18 protein-coding genes are annotated in these 25576 nt (G+C 46.6%); 1 reads left to right on the top strand and 17 read right to left on the bottom strand.

Annotated features, from left to right (window positions below; translation table 11 throughout):
• Positions 1-8 precede the first annotated feature (8 nt).
• Together IE070_RS03500 and IE070_RS03495 are read right to left on the bottom strand one after the other, a co-directional pair.
• The gene (locus tag IE070_RS03500; protein ID WP_189480510.1) at positions 9-407 is read right to left on the bottom strand and encodes a response regulator; all 399 of its coding nucleotides are present in this window, start codon (positions 405-407) and stop codon (positions 9-11) included.
• Positions 408-420: 13 nt separating this feature from the next.
• Positions 421-3333, bottom strand: coding sequence for an ATP-binding protein (locus tag IE070_RS03495; protein WP_189480508.1), 2913 nt, complete (start codon positions 3331-3333; stop codon positions 421-423).
• Positions 3334-3518: 185 nt separating this feature from the next.
• On the opposite strand from IE070_RS03495, the gene IE070_RS03490 reads away from it, so the two are divergent.
• Entirely contained in the window at positions 3519-5966 is a 2448-nt protein-coding gene (locus IE070_RS03490; protein ID WP_189480506.1) for an EAL domain-containing protein, read from the top strand.
• 14 nt (positions 5967-5980) lie between these two features.
• On the opposite strand, the gene IE070_RS03485 is transcribed toward IE070_RS03490, so the two are convergent.
• The 15 genes from IE070_RS03485 to IE070_RS03415 form a co-directional block, all read right to left on the bottom strand.
• Positions 5981-8773, bottom strand: a complete 2793-nt coding sequence (locus tag IE070_RS03485) for an FAD-binding and (Fe-S)-binding domain-containing protein (protein WP_189480504.1) — start codon at positions 8771-8773, stop codon at positions 5981-5983.
• 174 nt (positions 8774-8947) lie between these two features.
• Complete coding sequence (locus IE070_RS03480) at positions 8948-10573, bottom strand: NADP-dependent glyceraldehyde-3-phosphate dehydrogenase (RefSeq protein ID WP_189480502.1); 1626 nt, start codon at positions 10571-10573, stop codon at positions 8948-8950.
• Between the two features lie 181 nt (positions 10574-10754).
• A complete protein-coding gene (locus IE070_RS03475; RefSeq protein WP_189480500.1) occupies positions 10755-11708 on the bottom strand; it encodes a sugar kinase in 954 nt (317 codons plus the stop codon).
• Positions 11709-11719: 11 nt separating this feature from the next.
• Positions 11720-12364 carry a bifunctional 4-hydroxy-2-oxoglutarate aldolase/2-dehydro-3-deoxy-phosphogluconate aldolase gene (gene eda, locus IE070_RS03470; RefSeq protein WP_189480499.1) on the bottom strand — a complete coding sequence of 215 codons (645 nt, stop codon included), beginning with the start codon at positions 12362-12364 and terminating at the stop codon, positions 11720-11722.
• Positions 12364-13830 carry a mannitol dehydrogenase family protein gene (locus IE070_RS03465; RefSeq protein WP_189480497.1) on the bottom strand — a complete coding sequence of 489 codons (1467 nt, stop codon included), beginning with the start codon at positions 13828-13830 and terminating at the stop codon, positions 12364-12366. The genes eda and IE070_RS03465 overlap by 1 nt, the downstream gene beginning before the upstream one ends.
• Before the next feature lie 184 nt (positions 13831-14014).
• Positions 14015-15439, bottom strand: a complete 1425-nt coding sequence (gene uxaC, locus IE070_RS03460) for a glucuronate isomerase (protein ID WP_189480495.1) — start codon at positions 15437-15439, stop codon at positions 14015-14017.
• Between the two features lie 153 nt (positions 15440-15592).
• Positions 15593-17161: a UxaA family hydrolase gene (locus IE070_RS03455; RefSeq protein ID WP_189480493.1), complete on the bottom strand. Its 1569-nt coding sequence runs from the start codon at positions 17159-17161 to the stop codon at positions 15593-15595.
• 95 nt (positions 17162-17256) lie between these two features.
• Entirely contained in the window at positions 17257-18717 is a 1461-nt protein-coding gene (locus IE070_RS03450) for a glycoside hydrolase family 28 protein (protein ID WP_189480491.1), read from the bottom strand.
• Positions 18718-18857: 140 nt separating this feature from the next.
• A complete protein-coding gene (locus IE070_RS03445; RefSeq protein WP_189480489.1) occupies positions 18858-19898 on the bottom strand; it encodes a LacI family DNA-binding transcriptional regulator in 1041 nt (346 codons plus the stop codon).
• A 19-nt stretch (positions 19899-19917) separates the two neighbouring features.
• Positions 19918-20694: an IclR family transcriptional regulator gene (locus IE070_RS03440; RefSeq protein ID WP_189480487.1), complete on the bottom strand. Its 777-nt coding sequence runs from the start codon at positions 20692-20694 to the stop codon at positions 19918-19920.
• 21 nt (positions 20695-20715) lie between these two features.
• Complete coding sequence (locus IE070_RS03435) at positions 20716-22011, bottom strand: TRAP transporter large permease (protein WP_189480485.1); 1296 nt, start codon at positions 22009-22011, stop codon at positions 20716-20718.
• A complete protein-coding gene (locus IE070_RS03430; protein ID WP_189480484.1) occupies positions 22011-22511 on the bottom strand; it encodes a TRAP transporter small permease in 501 nt (166 codons plus the stop codon). Before IE070_RS03430 ends, IE070_RS03435 begins: the two co-directional genes overlap by 1 nt.
• Positions 22504-23535 carry a TRAP transporter substrate-binding protein gene (locus IE070_RS03425; protein ID WP_189480482.1) on the bottom strand — a complete coding sequence of 344 codons (1032 nt, stop codon included), beginning with the start codon at positions 23533-23535 and terminating at the stop codon, positions 22504-22506. The genes IE070_RS03430 and IE070_RS03425 overlap by 8 nt, the downstream gene beginning before the upstream one ends.
• Before the next feature lie 80 nt (positions 23536-23615).
• Positions 23616-24458 carry a 5-dehydro-4-deoxy-D-glucuronate isomerase gene (kduI, locus tag IE070_RS03420; protein WP_189480480.1) on the bottom strand — a complete coding sequence of 281 codons (843 nt, stop codon included), beginning with the start codon at positions 24456-24458 and terminating at the stop codon, positions 23616-23618.
• Between the two features lie 39 nt (positions 24459-24497).
• Entirely contained in the window at positions 24498-25256 is a 759-nt protein-coding gene (locus tag IE070_RS03415; RefSeq protein WP_189480479.1) for an SDR family oxidoreductase, read from the bottom strand.
• Positions 25257-25576: the final 320 nt, after the last annotated feature.

Genomic DNA, 25576 nt, shown 5'->3' with positions numbered 1-25576 from the left:
TGAAAAATCTAGGTAGTAGGGTTCTGGCGTAAGAAAGCGTCGTACAAACTTTCCAATGTTTCCCCCAACAACATAGGATCAAAAGGCTTATCTATTACCGCCAGTGCGCCAGCATCCACATACTGTTGCTTTTCAGCTTGCTGAATTTTTGCGGTCATAAACACCACGGGAACCTTTGCCTGACTGGGTATTTGTTTTATCGCAGCAAACGTTTGCAAACCATCCATTTGCGGCATCATCACGTCTAACAAAATTAACTGTGGTTTAAAAGCCTCCACCTGCGCTAATGCACTATATCCACCATCACAACTTAATAATTCAAACCCCGCTACATCCACCAGCGCAATTTCTGCTACTGCGCGAATAGATTCGTCGTCTTCTACATGCATAATGCGCGTTAATGTCATGTTAACCTCTCATTTATGATTTGGATGTGCTGTTTTCAAGTATTTTTCGAAGATACCGCGCAAGTAAATCTGTATTGATACGACTTTTACTGAATACTGCGTTTACTTTAGCCCAATCAGCTAAACTCACATCCTGTGCTGAAAATATCACCACCGGGATCTCACCCTGGCATTCGACAATGGAGGGTAACAAGCTCATACCATCACCATCAGGTAAGCCTAGATCTAACAATACTAGTTCAAATCGATCTTTCGACAAGGCTATTCTGGCTTCACTTAAGCTGGCCACTGCATGATATTCACAAAGGCCTTCTAGCTGCATCCGCATAATAGTAACTATGTCATTATCATCTTCAATATGTAAGATTTTATGATAACGATCAAGCCGTGGCAGTTGATTTAATAATTGACTTAATTTTAACCCCAGTAATTCTGCAGAAACCGGTTTCTCAATCCAATCTAGCGCATTCGCCAGAGCCGATAATTGTAATTTACCTTTTTCAATGAACGCCGAAATAATTAATACTGGGATATCTGCCGTCGCCGGATTATCTCGTAATTTAAGAAAAAAATCGGCGCCACTTTCATCTTTGAGTTTTAAATCGAGGGTGATGGCCGCAAATTTCTGCACTTGCAGCTTTTGCCACGCTGACTTTCCATCAGCAACCCACTCTGCAGCATATTGTTGCGCTTTTAGTAAATCACATAACAACTCGGCGGTATCTTTATCATCTTCCACAACCAGTATAGTTCCGGTTGTTAAGCTATTAGCGCGTAGTTGATGAATCGGTAATTCAAACCAAAACGTCGCGCCCTCACCACATACCGAGTTTACGCCAACATCGCCACCAGAATGGATAATAATCTCGCGGCTAATGGCTAAGCCAAGCCCTGTTCCCCCTTTTGATTGTTCATATTGTTCTAACTGTGAAAAGCGTTTAAATAAGCGATGCTGATCAAGTAGCTTAATGCCCGGACCATTGTCTTTTATCGCTATCCGAACACGATCATCTATTTGTTCTGCACTAATCACCACAACATCATTTATCGGAGAAAATTTAATGGCATTAGAAATAAAATTTGCTAACACTTGTTGGATACGGGCACTGTCTATCCATAAATACAGTCTCGGCGAAGCGATAAGATTGAGTGTTACTTGATGCTGTCGAGCATAAGGCTGGTTTTGTTCAAGCGTATCTTCCAGCAACTTAGGCAAAGAGACCAACTCCTGACTAAACCGCATTTTACCCGCCATAAGCTTATCGATATCCAGCAAATCATTGATCAATAAATTTAAACGCTGGCTGTTTTTGTGCGCAATGCTTAATAATTTTTCGGCCTTCGGGCTTAACTCTCCCCCAGCACCTCCCAATACTAAACCTAGTGATCCTGCAATCGAGGTTAATGGGGTTCTTAATTCGTGGCTCACTGTTGATACAAAATCATCTTTTAGTCGTTCAACGCGCTTAATATCTCGAATATCTTTGATGATGGTCCAAATGTAACTTTCACCTGTTCCATCGTTAAACAATACCCCATTCAGCTCAATATCAATAAGTTCGCCATTTTTGTGCTTGTATTGTTTGAAATATGGACCATAACGCCCCGTATCTGTTAGTGATTTAAGCTGAAGTTGCTCTGCTTGTGCATAACATTCTGGCGTTAAATCCCAATAACTTAGACGACTTAACTCCTCAGGAGTGTACCCAATTAACGTTTCCATGGCTGGATTCGCCTCAACAAAGGCCCCGTCAGAAAACCGATTTAGTAAAATAGGCAGTGGTGATAATTGATACAAAGCTGATAGTTTTTGCTCTGACTTTTTCACCAGCAATTGCTGCTCGTTCATTTCTTGCTTAGCTTGTCGGCGGAAATAAGCCATAAGTGAAAGACTAATAAGAACAACGGCAATTAACGTAATTAGCCATGTTAATTCTATGGTACGATCTACTTGATGTTGCGCGCTTATTTGTTGACTAATGTCTTGCCAACTTAAACTCACCAGTAAAGCATTAGGTTCGTTAGACCCCCAAAGTGGCCAAGGGAGCAGTGATAATGCAAACATTCGATCTTCATAAGGCAGTATTAATTGCGTCGCTTCGCTGATTTCCGCAGGAATCAGATCATTCTCCAACCAAAAAATTAACATCTCGGATGGCTTAGGAGCATGCCAATATTGGCTAACATACCAACTTGCTTGAGTATCTTGATGCAACACTGCCGTTACCTTAGGCATCACGAGTAATTCGATATGTTCTGCAACAACTTGGTCAGCACCAAATTTAACAGAAGCATGCCCTGTATTTTGGGTAAATACATTTTGTAAATTAAACCCCACTTCGATTGCCGCAATAGCGTTGCCAGCGTGATCAAGCAAGGGCACAACAGAACGTAAACCTAAACCATGCCGCCCCAGCTCTGTCGCAGTAATAGGTTGCGCCTGAGTTAAACTAGTAACAATCATCGGCCTAATATCTTTGAGGATATCGCTATGCCGGTCTGGTCGATGCGCTCGTAGTAACGTAAAGGCATCTGGTGCTAAATGTAGATGCAGCTGGCTGGCACCAAATGGTTCGAGTTGTCGCCAATAGGCATTTAAAATAGGTTGTATTGCTTCACGCAATTCAACGAGATCAGCATTAATACCTGCTTGTTGATAACGCGTGGCAGCTTGGTAAATTAACGCGCTTAATTGTTGGTCAGTAGCAATTAAATTAACAGCCAGTTTGAGATGGCGTTCGGCTTGTTGCTGCAATAATTGCTGTTTGGTTTGCTGGACCCGATAAATATCGGCGATCAGGGCCTGCGAATATTGTTTTCGATTGGTTTGCGTGTAAATGTTGGTGAAAACAAAGATAAAAACTACCACAAAAGCCAGTAAGAAAAAAAACTTATGGATAAAAAGCTTCTTGAGTATTTTTTTCATTTTTTCTTTCCATGACTTGCCATTAACCCAGAGAAATCCAGATTAATTCTTTAAAAGATGCGTCCAATACTATTTACCATAGCACAAGTTCTTTACCAAAAATATATACAATGTTTAGGATGCAAAATGTGTTTCTTTTGCTAATGTAATATTCATAGCGTTAAATTTTAGATGGCAATTACTCTATGGATAGCAACAAATGGCGTGCCATGCAGATAAAATATCGCCAAAATCTCAGCTATAAAGCGGAGCGCTTGCAAAATCTTTACAACAACATTCCCCACGAAGACCAATCAACCCAATTAGACGAACTTCGTCAATTATGTCATCAATTGGCGGGTTCAGGCGCCATCTATGGATTTCCGGAAATATCTCGCTTAGCGCAAGTCTTGAATAACTTACTTAAGTCGACGGAACACACATCTTTTTTGACGATTAAATTATCCTTAAGTGAGTTATTGCTTGAGCTTGAGCATGTTAAAGCATTACCGTCTTCGATTAGTCATCAGCAGGCTGATATTGTCGAATCCTCATCCACAAAACGAAAAATAGTGATTGCCGATGATGACGCTGATCTACTTAACTTTCTCAGTGATACCTTAGAAAAAGCAGGCTATGAGGTAATAGCGGTGCAAGATATCCGCTTACTGGCGGATACGGTAGCAAAACATAATCCCTTAATCTTACTTTGCGATATGGCATTTCCTGAGGGCGATACCGCAGGCGCTGAGTATTTAATCCAAGTGAGGCAACAACAAGGCGTGACGTTTCCTGTGTTGTTTATTTCAGCACATGATAATTTTACCAGTCGATTGGCGGCCATTCGTGCAGGCAGTAGCCACTTTCTGGCAAAACCGATTGATAGCGATAAGCTCTGTCAATTGCTGGGCAGTCTCTATCAAAAATCTGAACAAGATCCCTATCGTGTCATGTTAATTGATGATGATCATGATGTGTTGCGGTTTTACCGGCAAACATTACAAATGGCAGGTTACAAAGTACTCTGCTGCCAAAAGCCAGAGTATGCCTTAACACTCATGCTTAAACATCAACCGGAATTGGTCCTGATTGATTTACATATGCCCGATTGTCATGGTTTAGAGCTTGGCCAAATAATTCGCCAACATGTTGAATTAATAGACACACCTTTAGTGTTTATGTCGGCAGACGAAAGCTTAGACGAAAAAATGGCTGCCGTGCGTTTAGCGGGTGATGAGTTTGTCCACAAACCTATTGCCCCCTGGCGCTTACTGATGATTGTTGAAGCACGGGTAAAGCGTAGTCGCTTATTGCATCAGCAAAAACGTAAGTTAATGCGCCAACCTGAACTTGTTCAACACCTAGATACGCTGACGGCATTACCTACTTTATGGCAGCTGCATAAAGATATCGAAAGTATGCAACATCAAAAAATACCTTTTTATTTACTTAAACTCGATTTAAATAAATTTCATTTAGTGAATGATGTTTATGGTCATCAGACCGGTGATTTGTTGCTGCAGACTGTGGCATGGAAACTGATGCAACAGCTGGATACGAAAGATCAACTTTATCGTCAAAACGGTGATGAGTTTTGGCTTCTTTTACAAAACACCTCGCAAACTACGGCCCAACGCTTGGCTGAAAATCTACTGATCTCACTCACGCAAAGCACGGGTACCCTAATTTCTGAATTGAATTTGTCTGCAAGCGTCGGTATCACCAGCTCGGACGCTTTTTCTGAGAGCTCAGAGCTGATGATTCAACAAGCCAACATAGCGTTACACCAAGCAAAAGAGAAACAGAGTTACCAAATACAGTTTTTTAATAGCACCATGCAAACGGATTTAAGCAAACGCTATCAATTACAGCAAAGTATTAAACAGGCTTTGCAGCAGCACGAATTCTATCCGGTATTTCAACCTATTGTTACAAAAGATAATCAGCTATATAGCGTTGAGCTACTCTGCCGATGGCAGCATAAATTTCAAGGACCGGTAAGCCCCGAGGTGTTTATACCGATGCTTGAAGAAGAGGGCTTAATACAACAACTCACTTGGCAAATGCTGAAAGAGGGACTTAAACATTTGCAAACATGGCGTTTACAGCAACCGCATTTAAAATTAAGTGTCAATTTTAGTGCATCAGACTTTACTAACCCAGAGTTGCCTTCAGAGCTGATGCAATTACTTACAGAAAACCAATTGCCCGCGCAAGCATTGATCCTTGAAATTACCGAAAGCGTTTTGTTAGAAAATTCGACGAGGCTTAATCAGCAATTACGCCAATTAAAGATGCTCGGTTTTACCATTGCCTTAGATGACTTTGGTACCGGCTATTCCTCGTTAAGCTATTTAGATTACTACCCGGTGGATATCTTAAAAATTGATCGTAGTTTTATTAATAAATTAGATAACGCCAAAGCTAAACGTCTCACGTTAGCGATCATTCATTTAGCACATGAACTGCAATTACACATCACCGCAGAAGGCATAGAAACGGCGGAGCAATTGCAATTATTGTGTGCAGAACACTGCCAACACTTTCAGGGGTATTTTTTCAGTAAACCCTTATCCGCAGCAGATTTACTGCGCAGTAAGTGGTTTACTCAGCCGCTAACAACAAGCGTTCATCAGCCCCTACCCGAACGTTAATCTCATTACAACGGCTAACCAGATGAACTAATGCTATCGACTAAATAGAGTAGATGCTGATACTCAATACCACTATGCCGACTGAGGCCTATTTCACAGGTACGACTGCTGGACACCCCCCGTGAGCACTCACTTACCTGCGCCGCTAAGCCTGATAGCGCCGACGCATTGAGTTCTGGCAAAAAGAAACCTTTATCGCCAGCAAACCCACAGCACGTTATGCCCTCAGGTAAGATCACGTGCTCAGTACACGCCGCTACCAACGCATGCAAGGTGTCAGCTTGTCCCAATTGCCTAGCGCTACAACTGATATGTAATGCTATTGGCGTAATTTGTTTTTGAATACGCAGGGTTGGTAGCACATATTCACGAATAAAGTCGATGCTGTCATACACGTTTAAACGGGGATCCAGTTTGCCTTTTACGGTTAGGCTGCAAGGGCTGGCATCAGAAAAAATAGGAATAGCACCATTCTGGCTATGGTGTAATAACCACGCATTAAGCTGTTGCAGCTGTGTGGCTTGCGCCGCAAACTGGCCTTTAGATTGAAATGGCATACCGCAGCACTGATTCGCGAGTCCTTCAGGTATAATCAGCTGGTAGCCCGCTTTTGCCAGTAAGCTAGCGCTTACCTGCTGTAAACTCCGATTATCGGCACTTCCCGCCATAGGCCCCATAACGCGATTACTGCAGCTACTAAAGTAAATGACGGGCTTCCCTTTCTGATCTGTCGTTACTGCATTATTGCCAGGTGCTTGGTTGGGCCTTGTAGTGTTAATAGGCGTAGTGTTAGCCAACGGCATGGCCTGATGCCAGAAAGGAGTAACTTTACCCAGCAGCCGATGGCTAAAATGCCCGACTCGAAGCCCGGTTTTAGCCACCGCCGTAAGCAAACGAAAATGCCGAGATGCCAATCCCGCTATCCCTTGATAGGATTTATTCGATATAGCACGTAATTGTTGAGTTAAAGCCCCGGTATTAATCCCTACTGGGCATGCGGTGCTGCACATACCGCACGCCGCACAACTGGCATTACCTTGATATTCATAATCCGCTTTTAACGTTTCAAGCACGGCTGCTGATTCGTTACTGGCCGTTAACCGACTAATTTCGCGCTGAACCACAATACGTTGGCGCGGTGTTAAGGTTAGTTTACGTGATGGGCAAACCGGCTCACAAAATCCACATTCAATACATTTATCCACTAAGTCGTGGGTAGCAGGTAAGCTTTTTAAATGTTTTAAATGAATGTTTTTGTCCTGGCTTAGCACCACATCAGGATTAAGAATGGTATTAGGATCTAACAGCTTTTTTAGCTGCCACATTAACAGATACGCCTCTGAGCCCCATTCTAACTCAACAAAAGGCGCCATGTTTCGACCTGTACCATGTTCTGCTTTTAAAGCCCCGCCAAACTCTACCGCTACTAGCTGCGCGACCTCTTGCATAAAAGCCTCATAGCGCGCGATCTGAGCAGGCTCGTCAAAGCCTTGGGTAAACACAAAATGCAGATTGCCCTCTAAAGCATGACCAAAAATAATGGCCTCGTGGTAGTGATAGCGATCAAATAACTGCTGTAATGCCTGCACTCCCTCTGCCAAACGCGCTAATGGAAAGGTCACATCTTCAATTATCACCGTAGTACCCGTTTTCCGTACGGCGCCAACTGCCGGAAAAGTGCCTTTGCGAATGGCCCATAATTGCTCGTAGACTTTCGGATCTGTACTGAAATCAACCCGCTGTTCCGTAGTAAAGCCGGCTAACAACCTGGTTATCGTGCCAAGTTGCTCTGCTAATACCGCAGCAGTTGCCGCCCGGCTCTCTATTAATAACGCGGCAGCACCGTCTGATAAGCTCGCGACCCACTCAGGTAGACCTGGTTTCGCTTGCACTGAGCGTAAACTGCGCCTATCAAGCAGCTCAACCGCTGACACAGGCGCGGTTTTTAATAAGGTCACAGCCTCACAACAACTGATGATATCTGGAAATACCCAGAGCGCGGTGGCTTTGTAGGGATGCTCTGGCACTGTATGGTAGGTAACACGGCTGATGAAACCCAAACAGCCTTCAGAACCCACCATAAGATGAATCAAAATATCAATCGGATCGGTAAATTCGGTTAAGGCATTGAGCGAAAACCCCATCGTGTTTTTTAAACGATATTTGTGCCGAATTTTCTCGCTAAGTTCTGGATTGGCGCGGCACTGCCTAGCAAGGCTGGCCAGCTGCGAGAGTAAGGGAGCATGACTTTCTCGAAATGCCGCCACATTTTCGGCATCTTCGGTATCGAGTACAGTACCATCAACAAGCACTACCCGCATTGCAGCTAGGGTATTAAAACTATTTTGCGCTGTACCACAACACATACCACTGGCATTGTTCGCCACAATGCCGCCAATTTTACAGGTATTAATCGAGGCGGGATCGGGGCCGATTTTCCGGCCATAGGGCGCCAGCCATTTATTGGCTTGGGCACCAATCACTCCCGGTGCTAAACGAATTTTATCACCCAATCCATCTATTTGATGCTGCTGCCAGTTCTCACCCAATACCAACAATACCGAATCGGTAACCGCTTGTCCGGATAGACTGGTTCCTGCGGCACGAAATGTGAGAGCGACCTTGTACTGATTAGCTAACATCAGTAATTGTGTGACTTCGGCTTCACTTTCAACGCGCAGAACCAATTTGGGAATTAAACGGTAAAAGCTGGCATCAGTACCAAAGGCAAGCGTTGCGAGCGGATCATCAAAATAGCGATCCGCAGGCACACAGCGTTTTACGCCTTCAATAAATTGTGGATGCATGCAAACCTCAGGCAAAAACCACGTGAAACAGATTTACCGATAATAAGGCATTCCGCTTGCGTTAGCATTGTCTATTTTATTTGTCAGCTCACAGCCGTTTCGACAATCTCATTTCTGCCTCAGATGGGCGTTTAAACGCTTGCAGGCACAGCAAGCATTTAAACGTTTACGGCGTTAAAATAAAAAATCGGTCGCTAAAAAATGTGATGTACGCTCGCTAATCATCTGCTTCACAAAAGCCACATCACCTGCCTGATACTTCGTTGCAACCAAGCTTGGAATTGAAAACTGCCGCAGTGCATCGACTACCGATAAGGTGCCTTCGGCAGAATCTTTACGACCATTAAATGGAAAGCTATCCGGACCACGCTGACACTGTGCATTGATATTAATACGCCCAACTTGATTAGCGAAAATGTCTACTAGCTCTCCCACTTGTTTGGCGTTTTGTCCAAAAATACTCAATTGCTGACCAAAGTTAGAATTCACCACATAATCGATAACGTCTTCAATATGATCAAAGGGCACAACGGGCACCAAGGGGCCAAATTGCTCTTCGTGATACAAACGCATTTGGCTGGTTACTGGATACAGCACGGCCGGTCTAAATAACGATCCCGCCGTTTCGCCGCCGTTGGCATTTTGCACAGCAGCACCTTTAGCAATAGCATCTTGCAATAACTCGGTTAAATACGCGGTTTTACCTGGTTCAGGTAAAGGGGTAATTGCGACGTCTTTTTCCCACGGCATACCCAGGGATAACTTTTCGACGGCGGCTGAAAGCGCGGTAACAAAGCGATCGGCAATACTGCGCTCGACAAACAGGATTTTTAAGGCGGTACAACGCTGACCATTAAAGGATAACGCGCCTGATACCACTTCGCTCAACGTCCGCTTCATCTCGGCATCGGCAAAAATAATGCCGGGATTTTTCGCATCTAAGCCCAGCACAGCGCGCAAACGGTGTGGTTTAGGATGCATCCGTTTTAAATCACTGGCACCTTTGTTCGTGCCGATAAAAGCAAATAAATCGATTTTGCCGCTTTCCATTAATACGCCAACTGTTTCGCGGCCGCGACCATAGATAATATTGATCACGCCGGATGGGAAGCTTTGCTGAAAGGCGTTTAACAACGGTTGAATTAACAGCACGCCGTATTTGGCCGGTTTAAAGATCACGGTGTTCCCCATAATCAAGGCCGGAATTAAGGTGGTAAAGGTTTCATTTAACGGATAGTTAAAGGGCCCCATACACAGCGCCACGCCAACGGGTACACGGCGAATTTTGCCAAGGGTACCTTGTTCAATAATAAAATGACTGGCAGCGCGATCCTGCTGTTTTAATGCCACGATAGTATCGCGGATATAATCGCAGGTGCGGTCGAACTCTTTGGCGGCATCGGTATAATTTTTACCAATTTCCCACATCAATAAACGTATTACTTCGTCACGTTGTTGCTGCATCAAACCCAAAAATGTTTCAACATGACCAATGCGTTGTAATACTGGCATGCTTGGCCAGTCACCACGGCCAAGATTATAGGCTTTTACTGCACTGTCTAAGGCCTGCAAGGCCGCATTGCCATCCAATAAAGGCGTATAACCCAACAAGACCGGAGACAAGGCTGCGGATGCCCCAGCACCTGAACGAAACTGCACCGGACTTATCACCGGGCTAAGCTCCCCCGGCCAACTGACCAGCTCACCATTAAGCAAATATTCGCGCTGTTCTATAACCTGCTGCTGCATAAACTCAGCAGGAACATCAGTAGCTTGCGGAAAAAATGTCGTTATACTCATACCTTACTCCCAATTATGTTTTCGTTGCCACGGGCACCCTTTGGTTGTAGGAGGTCGTCTGATGAATCAGATCTTCTAATCGCTTCTCAAGCTAACGATGATGTTAATGCTGTAGCGCTTTTATTGGGGCTTGCGCCCTTTTACACAGAACTTCATAGTAAGTTGATGGACCAAATCATTTTTATTGAAACTGCGACGGCCTGTTTTTGGCCCAAAAACCGTTAAAGTGATCTTTGGCGACAATAGCGCCGGTATGCTCTACCACAAACCCTGCTAAGCGCGCGGCAAACTTAACGGCATGCTGCGGGGCTATGCCACCTAGCCGTGCTGCCAAATAGCCGCCGTTAAACGAATCACCCGCTGCCGTGGTATCCACCACTTTTTTCACCGGGTGGGCCAAGGCACTAAAATCTTGCCCCTGGTAGCGACCGCTAATGCCCTCTTTGCCGTTTTTCACAATAATCTCGCTGACACCCAGGTCGGCCAGTTGCGCCACCACCTCTTCGGTAGTTTCAGCGGCAAACAGCACTTTGTGGTCATCCAGCCCTGGCATAGCCACGTCGGCTAACTGATAGGCACGAACAAAGGCCGCTTTAGCCGCTTCCGCATTCGGCCACAGTGCTGGACGGTAGTTAGGATCAAAAATAATGTGGCTGCCGGCGGCTTTTAAACGGCTCACCAAGGCGAATAAGTCTTCACGATCTTGTTCATTTAAAATGGCCAGAGTGATACCCGAGAAGAAAAACATCTCGGCGCCAGCAAGTTGCTCATAGGCATGTTGCGCGGCCGCCAATTGCATCACCTGTTTGGCGGCGGAGGTATCGCGCCAGTATACAAAGCTGCGCTCGCCAAAGGCATCGGTATTGATCATATACAGGCCAGGACGCGCGGTTTTGGAACGAAAGATCAAGCTGGTATCAATTTTTTCCCGCTCTACCGCTCTGACTAACTTGTCGCTAATTAAATCAGTGCCGACAGCGGTAAAAAACTGTACATCAACCGGTTGCTCACAGCAGCGCTTTAAATACACCGCAGTGTTAAACACATCACCGGCAAAAGCCTGATGGTAGACATTTTCGACCAGCTGAAACAGTTCGACCATGCACTCGCCCATAATGACAATACGTTTGCTCATTCTGTTACTCCTCAGGCAGCCTGTTTTAGGTGCAATGCCAGGGCGGTTGCCTGGCGTGACAATTCGGTGATAAGTGCCCAATCTTGCTCAGCGACCGCTTTTGCCGGTGATACCCAGGAGCCGCCCACCACAAACACATTTTTCAGTGCCAGGTATTCCGCTAAGTTCTGCTGGCTAATACCGCCAGTAGGACAAAAGCGCACTTGCTGAAAGATACTGCTCAGGGCTTTTAACATTGGCGTGCCACCCGACAAATTGGCCGGAAAGAATTTAACTTCAGTAATGCCCATTTCCACCGCCATGGCAATTTCCGAGGGGGTTGAGACGCCAGGCGCGAGTGGCAAGTCAGTATCTAGCATCGCTTGCAGCAACTTAGGCGTGCTGGCGGGGCTGACTAAAAACTGTGAACCGGCATTTTTGGCTGCTTGCGCATCGGCTTCAGATAAAATGGTACCGGCGCCAACTAATAAATTGGGAAGCTTAGCGCGAATCGCACTAATGCAATCTAACGCTTTCGCCGTGCGTAATACCACCTCTACCGAACTAATGCCGCCCTGATACATGGCGCTCGCGATGGCAACCGCCTCTGCTGGGGTTTCAGCCTGAATAATAGGTAATAAGGCTGGGCCTTGCAGTACTTTAGATAACGCCGACATTACTTCACTCCATTGGTTGCGGCCATGGTAGCCAGTTTACTGTGTAATTGTTGGTAGGCCGCAGTAACGGCTACCTGAAATGCAGTATTGGTGCTGAGCTCTGGGGTAAATACCGCCGTCACCCCTAAAAATAACGCCACATCATGCGCCGCATCGCCAGTGCACTTTGCCGCGACCGCCAGTAGGTGTTCAGCGAGTGGATCAACCAGTTTTTCGCCTTCGCTGGCCCGGCGCTGAATAAATAGAAACCAGGCCGCTAAACAGCTGCTAAGTCCAGCAATACTGCGCCCTGTAGCCAGGTTATCTCTAATAACCGGTAAAATACGCATTGGCATTTTTTGCGAGCCATCCCAGGCGATTTGCGCTAACAAATGGCGGATGGCCGGGTTACGAAAGCGCGCAAAAATATCGGTGCTGTATTGCTGCACATCCAGCTCGGCTGGGGCAATAAAAGACGGCATAATTTCGTGCTGTACCATCTGGCGTAATTGCGCCACCACGGTAGGATCTTGCATTGCATCAAATACCGTTTCATAGCCTAGTAAATAACCGGTATAGGCCAGCGTAGAGTGCGGCGCATTTAATAAGCGCAGTTTGGCTTTTTCAAAGGCACTGACATCCGCCGCGTAGATCACCCCAGCTTGCTGCCAAGCGGGGCGATCGCTGGGTAAAATATCTTCAATAACCCATTGCACAAAGGCTTCGCGTTTAATTGGCCAGTTATCGGTGACACCGATTTCGGCCGTTAGATTAGCACGTAGCGCATCGTCAGTAGCGGGGGTAATGCTATCGACCATGGTGCAGGGGCTGATAAGTTGTTGCTCCAGCCAGTTTGCCAGCGCGGGATCTTTTTGCGCAGCGAAACTAATCAAGGCACGGCGTAATTTATGGCCGTTATCGGTTAAGTTGTCGCAGCTTATGACGCAAAAAGGCGCAATATTGGCGTGATAACGGGCGGCTAAGGCACTGGCCAGTAAACCAATAGCCGTTACAGGCTGGCTGATTGCGGTTAAGTCCTGCTGAATTTGCGGGTGCTGTAAATCCAGCTCACCGGCAGCATTTAAGCAGTAGCCTTTTTCAGTAATAGTCATGGTCACATAGCGGGTGCTGGCTTCCGTTAAACGAGCAAACACCGCAGCGTATTGCTCGCTGGCAATCAGCACTTCGGCCACACTGCCAATAACTTGGTAACTGGTTTCAGCGTCCAGCACCGCGAGCGTATATAAGCCATCTTGTGGCGTTAAGGCCTGACTAACATCAGGGGAGCGCATCGACACCGCGCTAATGGCCCAGTCGCCGCCATGTTGTAATGCCTGATCGGTGTAAAAGGCCTGATGACCACGGAAAAAGGCACCAGGCCCCAAATGCACGATACCGATTTGCGGTGTGCTGCTGGCTAACCGATAGGCCGGTAGCGGTAATTTGCCCTGTAGGCTGGCGAGCGTGCTGTTGCTTAAATGCGTCATAAAAAATCCTGCTAGCTTGCAGTGTGGGCTTGGGTACTTTGTTACACGCAGAGACGTGGTGAATACTTCCCTGTAGACTCCTCTCCAGCATCCATGCTGGAGACACTCTGCTTAGTAACAAACTACCCCGCTGTTACGTTTTGTTTTTTTAATCTAAGACCGATAAGTCCCGACACCCTATTGATTATTGCAACTGATAGGCTTTTTTCACCAGGCCATACGTTAGTTCATAAGCCAGTTCCGCGGCTTCGGCCTCAGTCAGACGGTGCTCTGCTACCAGACCAGCTAGGAAGCGGCAGTCAATACGGCGTGCTACATCATGCCGTGCCGGGATCGATAAGAACGCACGGGTATCGTCGTTAAAACCTACGGTATTATAGAAACCGGCGGTTTCGGTTACCTGATGGCGAAAGCGCAGCATGCCTTCAGGGCTGTCATGGAACCACCAAGCTGGGCCGAGTTTTAAGGCCGGGTAATGGCCTGCCAGCGGCGCCAGTTCACGGGCGTAGGTGGTTTCATCTAGCGTAAACAAGATAATATTTAAGCTGGCTTCGTTGCCGTATTTTTGCAGCAGCGGTTTTAAATTGCTAACAAACTCGGTTGGGCTAGGAATATCCGCGCCTTTATCCGGGCCAAAGCGTTCAAAAATCACTTGGTTATGGTTGCGGTGCGCACCAGGGTGAATTTGCATGGTCATACCATCTTGCAGGCTCATACCGGCCATTTCGGTCAGCATTTGGCCGCGGAACAGCTCCGTCTCGGTGCTGCTGGCCGTACCGGCTAAACAGCGCTGGAATAACACCGCGGCGTCGGCTTCCGCTAAATCAGCAGTAATAGCAGACGGGTGACCATGATCGGTGGCGGTTGCGCCATGTTCGCGGAAATAGGCGCGGCGAATGCGTAACGCTTGCAGATAGCCTTGCCAGGTATGAGTATCCTCGCCCGTCAGCTCGCCCAATTTTGCCACATTAGCAGCAAAGTCGGCGCGATCAGCATCAACCACATCATCAGGGCGGAAAGTGGTAATCACCCGCTGTTCAAAGCCAGTGCCTTTTAGTTTGGCATGGTGTGTTAAATCGTTTAAGGCGCCTTCAGTGGTGGCAATTAATTCGATATTAAAGCGATCTAACAAGGCGCGTGGTTTAAATTCTGGTTTCGCCAATTGTTCGTTAATGGTGTCGTAGTACAGATCAGCGGTCTCTTCCGTTAGTGTTACTTTTAAACCAAAGACATCGTGGAACACACTGTCTAACCAGATACGTGATGGCGTACCACGGAATAAATAATAGTGTTTGGCAAAAATATGGAAGATTTTACGGTAGTCCGATTCAACTACGGCGCCATCTTTGCGGCGAATACCCAGCGCTTCTAAGGTGATGCCCTGGCTGTAAAGCATACGAAAGACATAGTGATCCGGTAATAACAACAACGCGGTAGCGTTTTCAAAATTAGCATCGTCCGCAAACCAGCGTGGATCAGTATGGCCATGCGGGCTCACAATGGGTAAATCTTTAATTTGTGCGTATAAACGCTGGGCAATTGCTCGCACCACCGGATCAGCGGGAAACAGCCGGTCTGGATGCAGTTCTAGAGGAAATGTTTGAGCCATAGTATCGTATCCTGTTTCGTATTCAGTCAGCTGCCGCACCTGCGTTCAGCCCTATTTATGCGTTATGTCGGTGCTGTATCTTTGCGCGCTATGCCTTAAAATTAAACCGTGAGGTTAAACCATAGTGTTTAGCCGTGAAGTTAAAGCACAGCGTTAAAGTGTCACACCGTTTTTCCAAATGGCGATTTCCCGGTTATCCGAGATTTCGTTGCGTGTCTGCTGCCCAGACGCCACAGCCACCAGATAACGGAAGAATTCATGGGTAAATTCGCTGGCATCCTGCCCTAAACGCAGCAGGCTACCAGCATCGTAGTCAATCCATTGCGGCTTACGCCCAGCCAAATTGGAATTTGACGAAATTTTTACGGTGGGAGCAGGGAAACCCAGCGGGGTGCCGCGCCCGGTGGTAAATAAAATTAACGTCGCGCCAGCCGCCGTCAGCGCCGTTGACGAAACCGCGTCATTACCCGGCCCTTCTAACAAGGTTAAGCCAGATAAACTGGCTTGCTTTCCATAACGGATTATTTGCTTAACCGCTGAAGAGCCGCCTTTTTGAATGGCGCCCAGCGACTTTTCTTCCAGCGTGGTTAAACCACCGTCTTTATTGCCCGGGCTGGGGTTTTCGTACACCGGCTGGTTGTTGTCGATAAAATACTGTTTAAAGTCATTTACAAGGGTCACTAAATCACCGAACACCTGCGCGTTCTCGGCTCGCGCCATAAAGACTTGCTCGGCACCAAACATTTCTGGGGTTTCGGTTAGCACCACTTTGCCATTTGCCGCGGCCACTAAATCGGCAATACGCCCCACTAAGGCATTAGCGGTAAGGCCACTTAACCCATCGGAGCCACCGCATTTCATCCCCATCACCAAATCGGATACCGGGCAAGGACGACGCTGATCTTGCGCCATGAGCGCGAGTAATTCCCCAACTGCCGCTAAACCCTGCTCTACCTCATCTTCAACTTGCTGGGCATTAAAGGCGCGAATACGCTGCTGATCCACATTTGGGCTGGCGTGTAATAACTTGGCAAGTTGATTGTTTTCACAGCCTAAACCCAGAATTAACACTGCACCGGCGTTTGGATGTTGAATAAGTCCTGCCAGTAATTCGCGGGTATTATTCAGATCATCACCAAGCTGCGAGCAACCAAAAGGGTGAGTAAACGCATGAATACCATCGATATTCGGCGAATCAAGCAGCGCTGCAAATTCTTTGCGGGCTAATTCCGCCACACGCATCGCCGCGCGGTTAACGCAACCAACGGTATTAATAATCCATAATTCGTTGCGGGTGCCCACCTTGCCATTGGCGCGGCGATAACCCTGAAACTCGGTGGGTAAGTTTGCCGGGAATGTTAAAGGCTGCGCCTGACAGCCGGCATACTGATACGCTATCGTACCGCTTAGGGCCGTAGCCAGATTATGCGAGTGTACCTGCTGACCCGGCACGATGGCGGCAGTCGCCTTACCAATAGCAAACCCATACTTGATAATAGCCTCCCCCTGCGCAATAGGTTGCAGTGCTATCTTATGCCCGGCAGGAATGTCGCTTTTTGCAACAATCGTCTGATAAGGCGCAGGTAATGCCTGCCCAGCAGCAAATGGTTGTAGGGCAACAAGCACATTGTCTCGCGCATGCACCTGCAACACCTTAAGCTGCTCTGTTATCATGGCTTCGGGCAAATGTATGCTGCAGCCGGGTTTTTGCTCTGTTGTCATCTTTGCTACCTGTATTGCTGCCTAGCGTTACGTAATTTGTCTTACCACTGTCTAGCGGTGGCACTTTAAAGTTAAAGAGAGTCAGTTAGCTAGTATTAAATACTAAATGGCTTACCGTTCAGGCTAAGATCTAACTGATCTATACCTGCAATATTTTCCAATACACCAACTGATGCTACCTGTTTAAAATGTACATGATGCAAGGTCACACCGCTAATGGGAGCTCGCTCGAAGCCGCGTAATTCAAAAGCGCGCTGGGCTTTTTGTACCGTTAAGTTACTAATATGCAGATTACGCACTTCGGGCATAAAATTACCGGCATCACCCTCTTCGTAATAGAAGTTAATGACGATAGCATCTCGCACTTGACCAATCTCAATATCGCGTACATACACGTTTTCGATTAAACCACCACGCACCGAGTTGGTTTTAATACGAATGCCTCTGGCTAAATTAGGGCTACTCATCCGGCAACGACGAGCAAAAATATTACGGGCTCCCCCTGAGATCTCACTCCCCATGACCACGCCGCCGTGACCAGAGCGCATAATACAATCCTGAATTACCACATTTTGCACTGGGGTGGCTAAACGGCGGCCATCATTGTTACGGCCTGATTTTAACGCGATACAATCATCACCCGTGTCGAATAAGCAGTTTTCAATTAATACCCGATTCGATGATTCAGGATTACAGCCGTCTGAATTTGGGCCATGGCTAACACAATTAACGCTGCGGACAATGACATCTTCCGATAACACCGGATTAATCAACCAAAACGGCGAATTACGAATGGTGACCCCTTCAATCAACACGCGTTTACAGGCATAGGGCTGGATAAAGGGCGGCCGTAAATAGTTTTCGTTAAAGCTGCGTGTCGCTACAGGTGCTCCTTGCTCCGCCATAGCAAATAAAGGCGCACGTGTTTTTACCTGATCAACATTAGCGTCATATTCCCAGTTGCGACGCTCCCAATCGCCTTTCCATGGCCACCACGCGGTTATAGAACCATTACCTTCTAAAATACCTTTACCTGTTATGGCAATATTTTCTTGCTGATAAGCATAAATTAATGGCGAATATCCCATTAGCTCTACACCTTCCCAGCGGGTCATTACATATGGTAGGTAATGCTTGGCATCGGTATAAAACGACAGCACGGCATCATCGTGCAGATGCAAATTCACATTAGATTGCAAGTGAATAGCACCGGTTTCAAAACGGCCGGCTGGCACCACTACCCGTCCACCGCCGGCGGCGGCACACGCCGCAATAGCGGCTTTGATGGCTGCGGTATTATCAACACCTACAGCAGTGCTGGCACCATAAGCAGTTATAACAAAATCTTGTGCCGGGAATTGAGTAGGTTTAATCGCCGCAATAATATTGTCAGCCTCTTGCCACTTGGCAAGATCTTCTGTGTCTTTTAGGTTGGCGGGTGAATCGTCATGGCGCAACGCGGGTAAAGTCTGGCAACCGCTAACCGATAACAGGCCAAGCCCTGCGGACAGTAAGCCGAGGGTTTTTACACTGTTTCGTTTTATCAGATCTGTCATCTTGTTTCCTTTGTTGTGGTGCAACCGATGCTCAAGCCAGCGGCATCGTGCTTACAGTTCTATAATAACCAATTTGCCACCGGTGGCAAGCATTTCATTAAAAAAATTGCCACCGCTGGCAACTTTTTTAATAACACGACTTATTCTGTTATATCAGAGTGAGAACAAGGACCTGTAGACTCACGCACCACTAATGTTGGTGCCACTTTTGCCGCCACGTTTGCCGCAGCTTTATGATTTTGTTCAATCGACATAATCATCTTTGTCGTAGCGAGTAGGGCCATTTGTCGTACTGGCCGTCGAATAGTGGTGAGAGAAGGCGTAACTCGGGAGGCCAGCATGTTATCATCAAAGCCGGCAACAGAGAGTTCATCAGGCACTTTAATACCCATACTGTAGGCTACTTTTAATACGCCCGCCGCCATCTGATCATTATTGGCAAAAATTGCTGTGGGCCTACTGGTGCCACGTAGTAATTGCTTCGCGCATTCAATACCCGTTTCAAAGGTATTATTCCCTTCCAAAATGTTATCGGCTGCGATGCTTACACCATAGGCAGAAAGTCCTAATTGGAAGCCTTCCATCCGTTCTGTGGACGATTTATAGCGCTGCGGACCACTGATAAACGCAATATTCTTATGCCCAAGCTGCGCAAAATAACGCGCCATCTCTGCTGCAGCTGCACGATCATCAGACACCACAATATGCTCTTGTGTATCCAGTGCCACAGAACTTAAACGCACATAAGGACTTCCCGATTCTTTAAGTGCCGAAGCCAGTGTTTCCGATTCTGATACCGGCGGTAACACAATCACGCCATCCAGTTTAGAACGGCGCATAAACCGTAAGCAATCATTCACCAGCGACTCACTTTGATAGCGACAAGGATGTACTACCAACTCGTACCCTAGGGTTGAACATACCTCTAAGACTCCGCGTTGCACATCATCCAAATACAATGCATCAGGATTATCGTAAATTAAGCCCAGTAAATAGGAGCGACTTGATGCTAAACCTCGTGCTTGCGCATTGGGGGCATACTTTAACTCATTTATGACTTTTTCAACTTTTAAACGGGTACTCTCCCCCACACTCAAAGAGCCATTAATCACGCGTGAAACGGTTCTTTTGGACACGCCTGCAATGCGGGCGACATCGTTAATGGTTGATTGCTTATGCATCACTCTTTCCGCCTATAGGCTATTTCTGATTTGCTGCTAACTGTGGCCGATAGACCGTAAGACCAATATCAATGGCCGCTTTTTTTACTTTTTGGGCCATGTCTGCAAATTGGCTTCGAGCAAAGATACTGGTAGGTGCCGTAACGGTTACTGCCGCCACCACCGCACCACGCTCATCACGAATGGGCGCGGCTAAGCAGCGCACATCTTGATGATACTCTTGATCATCCGTTGCATAGCCTCGCCCTAAAATACGTTGTAATTCTAAGGTCAGTTCGTCAGGTGCTACCACACTTTGTGCTGTCATGCGTTTAAAAACCCCTTGCTCAGCTAGCGCAGTTATCTGTTCAAAATGCAGAAATGCTAAAAAAATTTTACCTGCTGCAGCGCAATTAAAGTGCGCTATAGTGCCGGGGCGAGCCGCAATACGCAAGGGGTTGGGGCTATCACATACCTCGATTATCAGAGCGCCTTCGGCATGTGGCAAGCTTAATTGTGCCGTCATACCAGTGCTAAGCGCCAGCTTTTGCAATATTGGCATAGCCTGTCGACTTAACTTGCTAGAGCTGACTAAATTAAAACTCATTTTGAACAACGCGGTACCAACCAAATAACGCTTTCCTTGTTTTTCTAATAATTGCTGTTGACATAAAGTCTGCAAGATCCGGAACGTTGTTGTGCGGGGCACTGAGACTCGCTGTTCTAACTCCGTTAAGCTCAGTCCCTGTTCAGACTCCGACACCAAAGCTAAAATACGGCAGGCATTTGCCAAATTTGGGATCACATAACTGACCATAATTACGCTCCTCTGCTGAGATTACAAACCAAACAACCCGGGTAAAAACTCACTGATTGCGGGAATGTAAGTGACCAACATCAGCACCACAAACATCGCAAAATATAATGGCATCATCGGTTTAATAATGGCTTCTATTTTCGTTTTAGCGATAGCGCAACTTACAAATAGCACACTGCCAACAGGTGGGGATACTAAACCAATTGAAAGATTTAACACCATCATAATACCAAAGTGCAGAGGGCTCATCCCTAGCTCAACGGCGACAGGTAAGAAAATTGGCGTAAAGATCAACACCGCGGGCGTCATGTCCATAAAGGCGCCTACCAACAGCAGTATCAGGTTTATCATCAGTAAAATCAGTAGCGGATTTTCGCTAATGGTTAACATCGCAGCACTCAGGGTTTGCGGTATTTGTTCGTAAGATAAGATCCAAGACATAGCAGAAGAGGTGGCAATTAATGCCAGCACAATGGCGGTTGTCTCAGCGGCTTTCATCATAATGCCAGACAATTCACTGATCTTTACTTCCCGATACATACCAACGGCCAAGATCAACGAATACACTACCGCAATGGCACCTGCTTCAGTTGCGGTAAAAATACCGCCAATAATGCCGCCAATCACCAAAAAAATCATAAATAGGCTTGGCAAGGCTGCCGCTACTTTCTGTATAACCAGTTTAAGGGGTAAACGGGCTCCAACGGGATAACCTTTGATTTTGGCATACCCGGCACATACCAACATTAACGAGACGCCCAGTAAAATACCTGGTAAATATCCCGCTACAAAAAGCGCAGCAATCGACACGCCACCACTGGCAATAGCGTACACAATAAGAATATTACTGGGTGGAATTAACATACCCGTCGTAGCTGCCGCCGCCGTTACCGCTGCACTGTAATTGACATCGTACCCCTGCTTTTTCATTTCAGGCAGCATAAAACTACCAATAGCAGAAGTTGCCGCCACGGCAGATCCCGAAATCGCGCCAAAAAACATACAGGACACCACATTTACAAGTGCTAAGCCGCCTGGCAACATGCCTATTAATGCCATGGCACATTCAATTAAGCGCTTGGCGATACCACCTCGCCCCATGATTAACCCCGAAAGAATAAAAAACGGGATCGCCAATAAGGCAAAGCTGTTAATGCCTCCCGCCATTCGTTGTGCCATGGTAGTGACAGCAGGGATAAAATCGATACTCACCAACATTGTCGCCAGCGTAGCTAAACCGATAGAAAACGTAATAGGGACATTCAGCAGCAGTAATCCGAAGAACACCACTAATAAAACAAGAATTGATATTTCCATTAGTGCAGTCCCTCAACGGTTGGCATGTTTTGATTGGTGCTTAAGTAATACAACTGACAAACACCGTAAAAAACCATGATGCTGCCAGAGAAGGGAATAATCAGGTAGATATAGGCCATACGAATACCTAGCGCGGCTGACATTTGATTTAATTCAAACGTCAGTGCCACTAAATTACCGCCCCCCACCACCATTACCGAGAATGCAAACAACACAACAGCAGCACTGACTAACATAGCCAAACGTTGACGATTACGCGGATTAAAGCGCTGTGTGACAATGTCTAATCCCAAATGCACCCCAGTACGATAAGCCAACGCCGCCCCTAACATACCAATCCAAATCAGTAAACAGCGTGACAATTCTTCAGTAATAGAACTAGGCGAATGAAGTAAATAGCGCGAAACCACCTGCCAACACACCACTAACACAATACTTAGCATCATGGCCGCTACAATCCATTTTAAGGTGTTATCAAAACGGCGAATCAATTTATTCATTATTGGCCTCCTGCTGAACAGTCGGTTGCGTGCGCAATGCGGCAATCCCTTCGAGTAATGGACCAATTTGTGTTTGCAGCATTTGTTGATAAAAGGGGGCTACCGCCTGCCGGAAGGGGGCTTTATCTGGATAAATCACGGTAACACCGGCGGCTTTAACTGCTAATAACGCAGCCTCAGAGGCCTCATGCCAAGCGGCTTTTTGATAGGCAATAGAATCATTGGCGGCTTGTTGCACCCATTGCTGCTGCTGTGGCGTTAAATCTTGCCAAACGGTTAAGCTCATAATTAGCACATCAGGTACTGCAGTATGTTCGTCTAAGGAAAAATATTTACTTAATTCATAATGGCGAGATAAAAAGAAGCTGGGTGGATTATTTTCAGCGCCATCCACCACGCCTTGCTGAATAGCGGTGTAAAGCTCGCCCCAATCTATTGGAGTAGCCGCGCCACCAAGTGCTTCAACCATTTTTACCGCAGTTTGACTGTTTAGCACCCGAAATTTTTTACCACGTAAATCTGCAGGCGAATCAATACGTGTGTTACTGGAGTAAAAACTACGACTGCCTGCATCGTAATACCCCAAGCCAAATAAACGTGCGCCCTGAATCTCTGTTAACAAATTTTTACCGATATCACTCTCCAGAACGCGCCAAAAATGTGCATTGTCGTCAAAAATATAGGGCACGCTAAACACCTGCATCGCAGGGACAAACCCCTCCAATGGACTGGCTGATACTTTAGTCATCGCTAAACTGCCAATTTGCAGCAATTCAACCAGCTCGCGTTCATTACCCAATTGGCCACTGCTGTAAATTTCTACCGCCATAGTGCCATTAGAATACAATGCCAAACGCTCGCCCATTAAGGCCATAGCTTTATGCACAACATGTTCTTGATCTAAGGTATGTGCCAACTTAAGCACTTTAACGTCTTGCTCAACCCGGCATGCACTGAGCACGACTGTGGCGATCACCAGCAGCAAAGTGGCAAAGCTTCGCACGCGATTTCGTTGCTGTTTCATACTGTTACCCTGTTATTTGCTTATTTCGCTTACGTTGGCTACCGGTTTATTCTGTGTAAACTTCGGCAGCACAAGCTCGTTTAGCGCATTGCACTGGCTGGAAACTTATCCATATCGTGATAATCTAAATTTTCTCCAGCCATGCCCCAGATAAAGGCGTAATTACTGGTGCCACAGCCGCTGTGAATAGACCATGCGGGCGACACAACGGCTTGCTCATTAGCAACCCAAATATGCCGAGTTTGCTGTGGCTGCCCCATAAAGTGACACACGCCCTGATCCGCAGCTAAATCAAAATAAAAATACGCTTCCATACGGCGATCATGTTGGTGCGCGGGCATGGTATTCCATACACTCCCGGGTTTTAATACCGTTAAACCCATTTGCAACTGGCAGGTTTCAACCACATCATTAATCATCAATTGGTGAATGGCGCGCTCATTGGACGTTGCTTGTGCCCCCATTTGCAATACCGTACACGTATCCATCGTCAGATGCTTGGTGGGATAGCTATGGTGTGCTGGGGCAGAGTTCAGATAAAACTTGGCAGGGGTGGCGCTATCGCTACTATGGAAGCTGACATCCTTTGCTCCCATCCCCACATAGAGCGCTTCTTTGTTGTGTAGCACAAAGTTTGTGCCATCAACAGATACTGTGCCGCTGCCCCCGACGTTAATAATGCCCAGCTCACGACGCTGTAAGAAAAATTCGGCTTTTAATGCCTCTACCGTTTCTAGCTTTACCGGCGCTTGCACTGGCACGGCACTGCCAACAATGACACGCTCGTAATGGGTATAGCACAACACTAATTTATCAGTCTGCATTAAGTTATCGACTAAAAAGTGCTGGCGAAGCTGTTCGGTGTCATACTTTTTCACATCATCCGGATGGGTGGGATAACGGCTTTCGTAAATAACAGTCATAGTAAAATCCTTGCAATCAACATCATGTTTAAAAAGTGTTTAGCGTGCTAGCCAACCGCCATCGACGGCTAACACATGGCCATTAACATAGTCACTGGCGCTAGACGCCAGAAAAAGTGCTGCACCGGCTAAATCTTCTGGCTCACCCCAACGGTTTGCCGGGATCCGCGCTAAAATGGCATTATTGCGTTGCTCATCTGCTTGTAATGCCGCGGTGTTGTCGGTGCGAAAATACCCCGGTGCAATAGCGTTAACCTGAATATTGTGCTGAGCCCATTCATTGGCTAGGGCTTTTGTTAATCCAGCAATGGCATGTTTACTGGCGGTATAAGCGGGTACGGTAATACCGCCACTGTAAGAAAGCATAGAGGCAATGTTAATAATCTTTCCGCCTTGACGCTTGATCATGGCAGCGCCTAAAATTTGCGATAGCAAAAACGCCGCGTCCAGATTTACCGCAATCACCTTATGCCACTGTTCCATGGGAAACTCGTGCGCTGGTGCCCGAAAAATGGTGCCCCCGCAATTTACGAGTATATCAACAGGCCCCTGTTCTAATGCTTGACCAGCCAAATGGCGAACTGCTTGTTCATCGGCAAGATCGGCGACTAATTCGTATGCAATCCCCTCTGCCGCTTGAATCTGTGTAATGGTTGAACTGGCACCACCTGGCTGGGTACAAGCACACAGTACGCGCGCACCTTTTGATGCCAATGCTTCTGCTATGGCCTTACCGAGGCCTCGGCTCGCACCGGTTACGAGTGCTGTTTTTCCAGATAATGAAAATAAATCGTTCATAGTGTTTCTCTCCACTGCCACCGCTGGCATTTTTTACGCGTTTCCTTGATATACTCAGGCAGCGCTGGTGTTTGTCTTTGTTCAAATATGGAACAGAGGCAATTTTCAGTAAATTCACAAAACCAATAATAATCATGAACTTACTAGTAATTCATCGATTTTACTCTAGGCAACTTCTGATTTAATTTGCATCATTAATTGACAGAATTTACTACTTGGTGTTAGCTTTTTGCCATCGGTGGCACAAAATTGCAAGCTTTTTCTGCCACCGGTAGACAGAAAAAACTAAAAACGTTTAGAAAATAGCATAACATCCAAGA

Source organism: Alishewanella tabrizica, assembly GCF_014652375.1.
Classification (GTDB): Bacteria; Pseudomonadota; Gammaproteobacteria; order Enterobacterales; family Alteromonadaceae; genus Alishewanella; species Alishewanella tabrizica.
This window is presented reverse-complemented; position numbering and strand designations above follow the sequence as displayed.